The following is an 11,004-nucleotide window of genomic DNA, read 5'->3' as shown; positions in this document are numbered from 1 at the left end:
CCCCGCCGCACGGCGGCCGCGCCCCGCCGCGCCCCCCAGCGCCCCGCGCACCCTCCGCCTCGGCAGCCCGCGCCCCCGGCTCCGGCTGGTCGGCGCGGCGCTGACGCTGGTGATGCTCACCTTCGTCGTACGGCTGGTGCAGGTGCAGGCCGTCGACGCCAGCGAGTACGCGGCCAAGGCCGAACAGCGCCGTTACTCCGAGCACACGCTGGCCGCCGAGCGGGGCCGGATCACCGACCGCAACGGCGCCCAGCTCGCGGTCAGCGTCGACGCGTACGACATCACGGCCGACCCCTCGATGTTCTCCCCGAAGGCGACCGGCGTGCCGGACGCCCCGGAGCAGGCCGCCGCGCTGCTCGCCCCGATCCTGGACCAGGACCCCGCGGACCTCGCCCGCAAGCTGGACAAGCCGAAGAGCCGCTACGCGCTGCTGGCCCGCCGCCAGACCCCGCGGACCTGGCGCGACATCAAGAAGCTGAAGGCCGCACTCGCCGAGAAGGCCGCCAAGACGGCCGCGAAGACGGGTGCCAGCAGTGTGCTGGCCGGCATCGTCCCCGTGCCGAGCAGCAAGCGGCTCTATCCGAACGGCGACCTCGCCGCCGGGATACTGGGCTGGGTCAACGCCGACAACAAGGGCGGCGGCGGTCTGGAGTCCCAGCTGGAACGGGAGCTCGCGGGCCAGGACGGCAAGATCACCTACGCCCAGTCGGGCGGCCGCCGGGTGCCCACGGCGGACAGCAGCGAGACCCCCGCCGTCCCCGGCTCCGACATCGAGCTGACCATCGACCGCGACATCCAGTGGGTCGCCCAGCAGGCCATCGAGAAGCAGGTGAAGGCCTCCAAGGCGGACCGCGGCTATGTGGTGGTCCAGGACACCCGCACCGGCGAGATCCTGGCCCTCGCCAACGCTCCGGGCTTCGATCCGGGGGACCTGTCGCGAGCCAACCCCGACAACCTGGGCAACCCCGCGCTCCAGGACGCCTACGAACCGGGCTCCACGAGCAAGGTGATCTCGATGGCCGCCGTACTCGAGGAGAACGCCGCCACGCCCGGCACCCATGTGACCGTGCCCAACCGGCTGCACGCGGGCGACCGGCTGTTCCGGGACGACGTCGACCACCCGACCTGGTACCTCACGCTGAGCGGCGTGCTGGCCAAGTCCAGCAACATCGGGACCATCCTCGCCACCCAACAGCTGGCCGACACCCAGCCGGAGGCGAACAAGATCCTGTACACGTATCTGCGCAAGTTCGGGATCGGCAGCTACACCGGGACCGGCTTCCCCGGCGAGACTCCCGGCATCCTGGCCAAGCCCGAGAAGTGGTCTGCCTCGCAGCAGTTCACGGTGCCGTTCGGCCAGGGCTACTCGCTCAACGCCGTCCAGGCCGTCTCGGTCTACTCGACGGTCGCCAACAAGGGCGTACGCGTGGCGCCCACACTGGTGCGCGGCGTCAAGGGCCCCGATGGCCGGTTCTCGCCCGCGCCCGAGCCGAAGAAGACCCGCGTGGTGAGCGAGAAGACCGCGAAGACCCTGTCCGAGATGCTGCAGTCGGTCGTGGACGACGACGAGGGCACCGGCGCCAAGGCGCGGATCCCCGGCTACCGGGTCGCGGGCAAGACCGGCACGTCCAACCGGGTGGACCCGAAGACCGGCCGGTACAAGGGCTACACCGCGTCCTTCGCCGGGTTCGCCCCCGCCGACAACCCGCGGATCGCCGTCTACTGCGCGATCCAGAACCCGACCAAGGGCGACTACTTCGGTGGCCAGATCTGTGCCCCCATCCACAAGACCGTGATGGAGTTCGGGCTGAAGACCCTGCAGGTCCCCCCGTCCGGCGCGAAGGCCCCGAGCCTGCCCGTCACCTTCGATCCGAAAGACTGAGCAGGCGCATCCGTGACGACGATCACCCCGCGGCCGGGGAACCGCTCCCAGCCGACGAGCGAACCCACGACCGAACCCATGCCCGAACTCGCGACCGAACCCGCGACGCCCGGACACCCATTTCGCGCCCCGCGGGCAGCGCCGGGTACGCTCACCGCCGTGCCCCACGCTGATCAGTCGCAAACCACCCAGAAGGACGTTCCCGTGACGTATCCGGGACCGCCCCGGCCCGAACAGGTCGCCGCGAGCAGTCTCGCGGACCTCGCCGAGCAGCTGGGCGTAGACGCTCCGGGATCGGCGGAGGTCACCGGCATCACCCACGACTCCCGTGCGGTGCGCCCCGGTGACATCTACGCCGCCCTGCCCGGCGCCCGCTTCCACGGCGCCGACTTCGCCGCGCAGGCGGCGGACCTCGACGCCGCCGCGATCCTCACCGACCCGGCCGGCGTCGACCGCGCGGCCGCGACCGGGCTGCCGGTCCTGGTGGTGGGCGACCCGCGCGGCCGGATGGGCGAACTGGCCGCCAGCATCTACGGACACCCCGGCCGGGACCTGCTCCAGATCGGCATCACCGGCACCTCGGGCAAGACGACGACCGCGTACCTCATCGAGGGCGGGCTGCGAGCCGCGGGCCGCGACACCGGCCTGATCGGCACCGTCGAGATGCGCATCGGCGACGAGCGCATCAAGTCCGAGCGCACCACCCCCGAGGCCACCGACCTCCAGGCGCTGTTCGCGGTGATGCGCGAGCGCGGCGCCGACTCGGTCGCCATGGAGGTCTCCAGCCACGCCCTGGTGCTCGGCCGGGTGGACGGCTGCGTCTTCGACGTCGCCGTCTTCAACAACCTCAGCCCGGAGCACATGGAGTTCCACTCCGGCATGGAGGACTACTTCCAGGCGAAGGCGCAGCTCTTCACCCCGAAGCGGTCCCGGCTCGGGGTCGTCAACCTCGACGACGAGTACGGGCGCAGGCTGCTGAAGGAGGCGACCGTGCCGGCCGTCAGCTTCTCGGCCGAGGGCCACCCGGACGCCGACTGGCGCGCCGACGACGTCAAGGTCGGCCCGATGGACAGCACCTTCACGGTGTGCGGACCGCGGGGCGAGCGCGTCGCCGCGAAGTCCCCGCTGGCCGGACCCTTCAACGTCGCCAACACCCTCGCCGCGATCGTCTCGCTGGCCGCCGCGGGCATCGAACCGCAGACCGCGGCCGACGGGATCGCCGCGGTGCCCGGCGTGCCGGGCCGCCTGGAGCGCGTCGACGCGGGACAGCCGTACCTCGCCGTCGTCGACTACGCGCACAAGACCGACGCCGTCGAATCGGTCCTGCGCGCCCTGCGCAAGGTCACCGACGGCAAGCTGCACATCGTGCTCGGCTGCGGCGGCGACCGCGACCAGACCAAACGGATGCCGATGGGCGCCGCGGCCGCCCGGCTCGCCGACACGGCCGTACTGACCTCGGACAACCCGCGCTCCGAAGACCCGCTGTCGATCCTCGCCACCATGATGGCGGGCGCCGCCGAGGTGCCGGTCCACGAGCGCGGCGAGGTCCAGGTCTTCGAGGACCGGGCCGCCGCCATCGCCTCGGCCGTGGCCCGAGCCGAGCCCGGCGACACCGTGCTGGTCGCGGGCAAGGGCCACGAACAGGGCCAGGACATCAACGGGGTGGTACGCCCCTTCGACGACCGCGACGTGCTGCGCACCGCCATCCAGGACCGCCGCGCGGCCACTGAGAACAACCGGGGATGAAGCTGTGATCGCCCTCTCCCTCGCCGAGATCGCCTCACTCGTCGGCGGGCAGCCGCACGACATACCGGACACCGGCCGCCTGGTCACCGGGTCCGTGGTGATCGACTCCCGCCAGGTCGAACCCGACGGCCTGTTCGCCGCCTTCGCCGGTGAGCGCGTGGACGGCCACGACTACGCCGAGCGCGCCATCGCGTCCGGGGCCGCCGCCGTGCTGGCCACCCGGCCGGTCGGGGTGCCCGCGATCGTGGTGCCCGACGTCACCGAGGCGCTCGGCGCGCTGGCCCGAGCCGTCGTCGCCCGGCTGGGCACCACCCTCGTGGCGCTCACCGGATCGGCGGGCAAGACCTCCACCAAGGACCTGATCGCCCAGCTTCTGGAGCGCAAGGCCCCCACGGTGTGGACGCCCGGCTCCCTCAACAACGAGATCGGCCTGCCGGTCACCGCGCTGCGCGCCACCGAGGACACCCGGCACCTGGTCCTGGAGATGGGCGCCCGCGGCGTCGGCCACATCCGGTACCTCGCGGATCTGACCCCGCCGAGCATCGGCGTCGTCCTGAACGTCGGCACCGCCCACATCGGCGAGTTCGGCGGCCGCGAGCAGATCGCCCAGGCCAAGGGCGAGCTGGTCGAGTCGCTCCCGGCCGCCGGAGCCGCCGTGCTCAACGCGGACGACCCCCTGGTGCGGGCGATGGCCGCGCGCACCGAGGCTCGGGTGATCCTGTTCGGCGAGGCCGATGACGCCGACGTACGGGCCGAGGACGTCCGGCTCACTGACGACGGACGCCCGACCTTCACGCTCCACACACCCTCCGGGTGCAGCCCTGTGACCTTGCGCCTGTACGGTGAGCACCACGTGTCGAACGCGCTTGCCGCGGCCGCCGTCGCCCATGAGCTGGACATGTCCGTGGACGAGATCGCCGTGGCGCTCTCCGAGGCGGGCAGCCTGTCCCGCTGGCGGATGGAGGTCACCGAGCGCGAGGACGGTGTGACGGTCGTCAACGACGCCTACAACGCGAACCCCGAGTCCATGCGGGCGGCGCTGCGCGCGCTGGTCGCCATGGGCAAGGCCGCACGGGCCCGCGGGGGACGCACGTGGGCGGTGCTCGGACAGATGGCCGAGCTCGGTGACGAGGCGCTCGCCGAGCACGACGCCGTCGGGCGGCTGGCCGTCCGGCTCAATGTGAGCAAGCTCGTCGCGGTCGGGGGCAGGGAAGCGTCCTGGCTGCAACTGGGCGCATACAACGAGGGTTCGTGGGGTGAGGAGTCGGTGCACGTGTCCGACACACAGGCGGCTGTCGACCTACTGCGCGGTGAACTGCGTCCAGGGGACGTCGTGCTGGTGAAGGCTTCCAGGTCGGCGGGCCTGGAACGGATCGCCGCCGCGTTGCTCGAAAGCACGTCCGACGCTGAGGGGCAGGTCTCCGGCCGATGAGGCAGATCCTCTTCGCGGGTGTGATCGGGCTCTTCCTGACCCTGGTCGGCACCCCCCTGCTGATCAAACTGCTGGCCAAGAAGGGCTACGGCCAGTACATCCGGGACGACGGCCCGCGCGAGCACGCCAGCAAGCGCGGTACGCCGACCATGGGCGGCATCGCCTTCATCCTGGCGACGATCCTTGCGTACTTCGGCGCCAAGCTGATCACCGGCGAGTCGACCACGTACTCCGGTCTGCTGGTGCTCTTCCTGATGGCGGGCATGGGCCTGGTCGGCTTCCTGGACGACTACATCAAGATCATCAAACGGCGTTCGCTCGGCCTGCGGGCCAAGGCGAAGATGTCCGGACAGCTGATCGTCGGCATCACCTTCGCGGTCCTCGCGCTGCAGTTCGCGGACAACCGCGGCAACACCCCGGCCTCCACCAAGCTCTCCTTCGTCACCGACTTCGGCTGGACGATCGGCCCGGTGCTGTTCGTGGTCTGGGCGCTGTTCATGATCCTGGCCATGTCGAACGGCGTGAACCTCACCGACGGCCTCGACGGGCTGGCCACCGGCGCGTCCGTGATGGTCTTCGGCGCCTACACGTTCATCGGCGTCTGGCAGTACCAGGAGTCCTGCGCCAACGCGCAGACCCTCACCAACCCGCAGGCCTGTTTCGAGGTACGCGACCCGCTCGACCTCGCGATCGTCGCCTCCGCCCTGATGGGCGCCTGCTTCGGCTTCCTGTGGTGGAACACCTCGCCCGCCAAGATCTTCATGGGCGACACCGGCTCGCTCGCGCTCGGCGGCGCGCTCGCCGGACTCGCGATCACCTCCCGTACCGAGCTGCTGCTCGCGCTGCTCGGCGGTCTCTTCGTCCTGATCACCATGTCCGTGGTCATCCAGGTCGGCTCCTTCCGGCTCACCGGCAAGCGCGTCTTCCGGATGGCGCCACTCCAGCACCACTTCGAACTCAAGGGGTGGTCCGAGGTCCTGGTCGTGGTCCGCTTCTGGATCATCCAGGGCATGTGCGTGATCGTCGGCCTCGGCCTCTTCTACGCAGGGTGGGCGGCCGACAAGTGACCACCTGGGCAGGCCAGCACATCACCGTCGCCGGACTGGGCGTCAGCGGCATCAGCGCCGCCCGCGCCCTGGCCGGCCTCGGCGCGACGGTCACCGTCGTCGACGGCGCCGACAGCGACACCCTCCGGACGAAGGCCGCCGCGCTGGAGGCCGGGGCCGACGCGATCACCGTCCGCCTCGGCGACGCGGACACGCTTCCCGACGGCGCCGACCTGGTGGTCACCTCGCCCGGCTGGCCGCCGTCCAGCCCGCTGTTCGCCGCGGCCGCCGAGGCGGGCGTGGACGTCGTGGGCGACGTCGAGATCGCCTGGCGGCTGCGCGGCCCCGACGCCGCGCCATGGCTCGCCGTCACCGGCACCAACGGCAAGACCACCACCACCCAGATGCTCGCGTCGATCCTCACCGCCGCCGGACTGCGCACCACCGCCGTCGGCAACATCGGCACCCCGATCATCGACGTGGTGCTCGGCGACGAAGCGTACGACGTACTCGCCGTCGAACTCTCCAGCTACCAGCTGCACTGGGCGCCCTCGCTGCGCGCCCACTCCGCGGCCGTGCTCAATCTCGCGCCCGACCACCTCGACTGGCACGGCTCCATGGAGGCGTACGCCGCCGACAAGGGCCGGATCTACGAGGGCAACCAGGTCGCCTGCGTCTACAACGTCGCCGATCCGGCCACCGAGGACCTGGTCCGCGAGGCCGACGTCGAAGAGGGCTGCCGCGCGATCGGCTTCACGCTCGGCACACCGGGCCCCTCCGAACTGGGCGTCGTGGACGGCATCCTGGTCGACCGCGCCTTCGTGCCCGACCGCCGGAAGCAGGCCCAGGAACTCGCCGAGGTCGGCGACGTCAACCCGCCGGCTCCGCACAACATCGCCAACGCCCTCGCCGCCGCCGCCCTCGCCCGCGCCTACGGCGTCGAACCCGCCGCCGTACGCGACGGACTGCGCGCCTTCCGCCCGGACGCGCACCGCATCGCGCACATCGCGGACGTGGCGGGAGTGGCGTACGTCGACGACTCCAAGGCCACCAACACCCACGCGGCCGAGGCCTCCTTGGCGGCGTACGAGTCGATCGTGTGGATCGCGGGCGGTCTGGCCAAGGGCGCGACCTTCGACGAGCTGGTGCGGAAGTCCGCGAAGCGGCTGCGCGGCGCGGTCCTGATCGGCGCCGACCGCGCCCTGATCCGCGAAGCCCTCGCGCGACACGCCCCCGAGGTCCCGGTCGTGGACCTCGACCGGACCGACACTGGGGCGATGTCGGCGGCGGTCCGGGAGGCCGCCCGGCTCGCCGGTCCGGGGGACACCGTGCTGATGGCCCCGGCCTGCGCCTCCATGGACATGTTCGTCAACTACAACAAGCGCGGCGAGGCGTTCGCACAGGCGGTCAGCGAACTCGGGTCCGCGAGCGCCTGACGCGGGGCCGTCGGAGCCCGGCGCGGGCGCCGGGTCATTCGGGAGGGACCGTGACAACGTCGGCAGCCGCCGGCCGGTTCGAGTACAGGCCGCGACTCCTGCTGCGCGGCCGCGGCGGACCGGCGCGGGCCGGTACGGCGGGCCGCCCCGCACCGCCCCGCGGCGGCGGACGCCCGAAGTCGGCGCGCCCGCCGGGCCGCCCGCCGCGCGCGTCGCGCCCGAACCCGCCGCGACGGCTGTACACCCGGCTGCGCACGGCCTGGGACCGGCCGCTGACCGCGTACTACGTGATCCTCGGCGCCAGCCTGCTGCTCACCGTGCTCGGCCTGGTGATGGTGTACTCCTCGTCACAGATCACCGCGCTGCAACTGGACCTGAGCTCCTCGTACTTCTTCCGCAAACAGTTCGTCGCGGCCGCGCTCGGCGCCGTACTGCTGCTCGTGGCCATGCGGATGCCCGTCAAGCTGCACCGGGCGCTGGCCTATCCGCTGCTGGCCGGCACGGTGTTCCTGATGGCCCTGGTGCAGGTGCCGGGGATAGGGCACGAGGTCAACGGCAACCAGAACTGGATCCAGGTGGGCGGGCCCTTCCAGGTGCAGCCCAGCGAGTTCGGCAAGCTCGCGCTGGTGCTGTGGGGCGCCGACCTGCTGGCCCGCAAGCAGGACAAGCGGCTGCTGACGCAGTGGAAGCACCTGCTGGTGCCGCTGGTGCCGGTAGCCTTTCTGCTGCTCGGCCTGATCATGCTCGGCGGCGACATGGGGACCGCGGTGATCCTCGCGGCCGTCCTGTTCGGGCTGCTCTGGCTGGTGGGGGCGCCGACCCGGCTCTTCGCCGGGGTGCTGTCCGTGGTCGGACTCATCGCCTTCGTCCTGGTCCGCACCAGCCCGAACCGCATGGGGCGGCTCTCCTGTGTGTTCGCCACCGATCCGGGGCCCGGCGACCAGTGCTGGCAGGCCGCGCACGGCATCTTCGCCCTGGCCTCCGGCGGACTCTTCGGTTCCGGTCTCGGCGCGAGTGTGGAAAAATGGGGTCAACTCCCCGAGTCGCACACCGACTTCATCTTCGCCATCACCGGTGAGGAACTGGGTCTCGCGGGGACGCTGTCGGTACTCGCCCTGTTCGCGGCTCTAGGCTATGCGGGTATCCGCGTGGCCGGACGCACGGAGGACCCCTTCGTGAGGTATGCCGCGGGAGGTGTGACCACCTGGTTCACGGCCCAGGCCGTGATCAACATCGGTGCGGTGCTCGGCCTGCTGCCGATCGCCGGTGTCCCGCTCCCGCTGTTCTCCTACGGGGGCTCCGCCCTGCTGCCGACGATGTTCGCCATCGGGTTGCTGCTCGCCTTCGCGCGTCAGGAACCCGCGGCGCGAGCGGCACTGGCCATGCGGTCGTCCGCATCCGTGCGGAAGCGGGCAGCGGTGAGATGGAACACGATGAGACGGCGCGCCACGGCGCGACCGTCCGGAGAGCGGTGAATTTCGGTGCATGTCGTACTCGCCGGCGGGGGGACCGCCGGCCACATCGAGCCAGCGCTCGCCCTCGCGGACGCCCTGCGCAGGCAGGACCCGACCGTGGGAATCACGGCCCTCGGCACGGAGAAGGGCCTGGAGACCAGGCTGGTCCCCGAGCGCGGCTATGAACTCGCGCTGATCCCCGCCGTACCGCTGCCCCGCAAGCCGACGCCCGAGCTGATCACCGTGCCCGGACGGCTGCGCGGCACCATCAAGGCCGCCGAGCAGGTCCTGGAACGCACCAAGGCGGACTGCGTCGTCGGCTTCGGCGGCTATGTCGCACTGCCCGGCTACCTCGCGGCCAAGCGGCTCGGGGTGCCGATCGTCGTCCACGAGGCCAACGCGCGCCCCGGCCTGGCCAACAAGATCGGCTCGCGATACGCGGCGGCGGTCGCCGTCTCCACGCCGGACAGCAAGCTGCGCGACTCCCGGTACATCGGCATCCCGTTGCGCCGCACCATCGCGACCCTGGACCGGGCCCAGGTCCGCCCGGAGGCCCGCGCCGCGTTCGGCCTCGACCCCGCCCTGCCGACGCTGCTGGTCTCCGGCGGCTCGCAGGGCGCCCGCAGGCTGAACGAGGTCGTCCAGCAGGCGGCGCCGGTCCTGCAGCGCTCGGGCATCCAGATCCTGCACGCGGTCGGCCCGAAGAACGAACTGCCACACGTCGACAACATGCCCGGAATGCCGCCCTACATCCCGGTACCGTACGTGGACCGGATGGACCTCGCGTACGCCGCGGCCGACATGATGCTCTGTCGCGCGGGCGCGATGACCGTCGCCGAACTCTCCGCCGTCGGACTCCCGGCCGCCTACGTACCGCTGCCCATCGGCAACGGCGAACAGCGGCTGAACGCCCAGCCGGTGGTCAAGGCCGGCGGCGGACTGCTGGTCGACGACGCCGAACTGACGCCCGAGTGGGTGCAGCAGAATGTGCTGCCGGTGCTCGCCGACCCGCACCGGCTGTACGAGATGTCCCGCGCCGCGTCGGAGTTCGGCCGCCGGGACGCCGACGAACTCCTCGTCGGCATGGTGTACGAGGCGATTGCGGCACGCCACAGGGCGTGAGAAGGCAGGGGAGCGTGGCCGGACCCACCACCGCCGAGCGCGGTGCACGCAAGCGGGGAACCCAGCCGGCCCGCCCACCGAGCACCCCGAGGCGACGGCGGCCATGGCCGCCGTCGCCTCGCGCACGCCTGCCGCTCCTGGCGTCGCTGGTCGCGGCGGCCCTGCTCGGCGGGGGCGGCGGCTGGCTGCTCTACGGATCGCCGTGGCTGCGCGTCGAGCACGTCGGCGTCTCGGGCACCAGGGTGCTGACGCCCGCGGAGGTCCGGGACGCCGCCGCGGTCCCCGTCGGGGCGCCGCTCATCTCCGTGGACACCGGCGCGATCGAGGACCGGCTGCGGCGCGAACTGCCGCGTATCGACTCCGTGGACGCGGTACGTTCCTGGCCGCGCGGAATCAGCCTGAAAGTGACCGAGCGCGAGCCGGTCCTGGTGCTGCGCAAGGGCGGGCGGTTCGTCGAAGTGGACGCCGACGGCGTGCGGTTCGCCACGGTCGCCGACGCCCCGAAGGGCGTCCCCGCGCTGGAACTGTCGGCCGCCGACTCACCGAGCCTGAACCGGTACGGCACCGGCCGGCTGATGCGCGCGGCGGTGCGCGTGGCGGGCGACCTCCCGGCCGCGGTCGCCCGTGACACTCGTACCGTCAAAGTCCGTTCATATGACTCCATCTCGCTGGAGTTGACCAAGGGGCGCACCGTCGCCTGGGGGAGCAGCGAGCGGGGCGCCGCGAAGGCGGTCAGCCTCACCGCTCTGATGAAAGCCGCGCCGAAGGCCGGGCACTTCGACGTCACCGCTCCCACCGCCCCTGCCGCGTCACGGAGTTGACGCACATCCGTGCTGGCCAGCACCCTGGTTGGTCAGCGCAACGGCTGATCACATAGGGTGAAAAG

At 71.8% G+C, this 11,004-nt stretch carries 8 protein-coding genes; all 8 read left to right on the top strand.

The features are described from left to right. Window positions 1–1,882: peptidoglycan D,D-transpeptidase FtsI family protein (locus ACX6XY_RS18265; protein WP_460331798.1), on the top strand; the 1,882-nt coding region annotated here is incomplete at its 5' end. Window positions 1,883–1,894: 12 nt separating this feature from the next. Continuing rightward, window positions 1,895–3,628, top strand: a complete 1,734-nt coding sequence (locus ACX6XY_RS18260) for a UDP-N-acetylmuramoyl-L-alanyl-D-glutamate--2,6-diaminopimelate ligase (RefSeq protein ID WP_460331795.1) — start codon at window positions 1,895–1,897, stop codon at window positions 3,626–3,628. A gap of 4 nt (window positions 3,629–3,632) precedes the next feature. Next, the gene (locus ACX6XY_RS18255) at window positions 3,633–5,060 is read left to right on the top strand and encodes a UDP-N-acetylmuramoyl-tripeptide--D-alanyl-D-alanine ligase (RefSeq protein WP_460331793.1); all 1,428 of its coding nucleotides are present in this window, start codon (window positions 3,633–3,635) and stop codon (window positions 5,058–5,060) included. After that, on the top strand, window positions 5,057–6,127 hold the full coding sequence (mraY, locus tag ACX6XY_RS18250; RefSeq protein ID WP_460331792.1) for a phospho-N-acetylmuramoyl-pentapeptide-transferase: 1,071 nt from the start codon (window positions 5,057–5,059) through the stop codon (window positions 6,125–6,127). The genes ACX6XY_RS18255 and mraY overlap by 4 nt, the downstream gene beginning before the upstream one ends. Further along, window positions 6,124–7,542 carry a UDP-N-acetylmuramoyl-L-alanine--D-glutamate ligase gene (murD, locus tag ACX6XY_RS18245; protein ID WP_460331790.1) on the top strand — a complete coding sequence of 473 codons (1,419 nt, stop codon included), beginning with the start codon at window positions 6,124–6,126 and terminating at the stop codon, window positions 7,540–7,542. Before mraY ends, murD begins: the two co-directional genes overlap by 4 nt. 98 nt (window positions 7,543–7,640) lie before the next feature. After that, window positions 7,641–9,017, top strand: coding sequence for a putative lipid II flippase FtsW (gene ftsW / locus ACX6XY_RS18240; protein WP_460331807.1), 1,377 nt, complete (start codon window positions 7,641–7,643; stop codon window positions 9,015–9,017). A 6-nt stretch (window positions 9,018–9,023) separates the two neighbouring features. Further along, entirely contained in the window at window positions 9,024–10,118 is a 1,095-nt protein-coding gene (gene murG, locus ACX6XY_RS18235) for an undecaprenyldiphospho-muramoylpentapeptide beta-N-acetylglucosaminyltransferase (RefSeq protein WP_460331788.1), read from the top strand. A 14-nt stretch (window positions 10,119–10,132) separates the two neighbouring features. Beyond that, window positions 10,133–10,939, top strand: coding sequence for a cell division protein FtsQ/DivIB (locus ACX6XY_RS18230; protein ID WP_460331786.1), 807 nt, complete (start codon window positions 10,133–10,135; stop codon window positions 10,937–10,939). The last annotated feature ends 65 nt before the right edge of the window (window positions 10,940–11,004 follow it).

The sequence above is a fragment of the Streptomyces sp. O3 genome (genome assembly GCF_054788135.1).
This window is presented reverse-complemented; position numbering and strand designations above follow the sequence as displayed.

What these genes read in the sequence shown, in the direction of transcription:
- mraY (WP_460331792.1), top strand. Translation starts at nt 5,057, where the DNA reads ATGAGGCAGATCCTCTTCGCGGGTGTGATCGGGCTCTTCCTGACCCTG.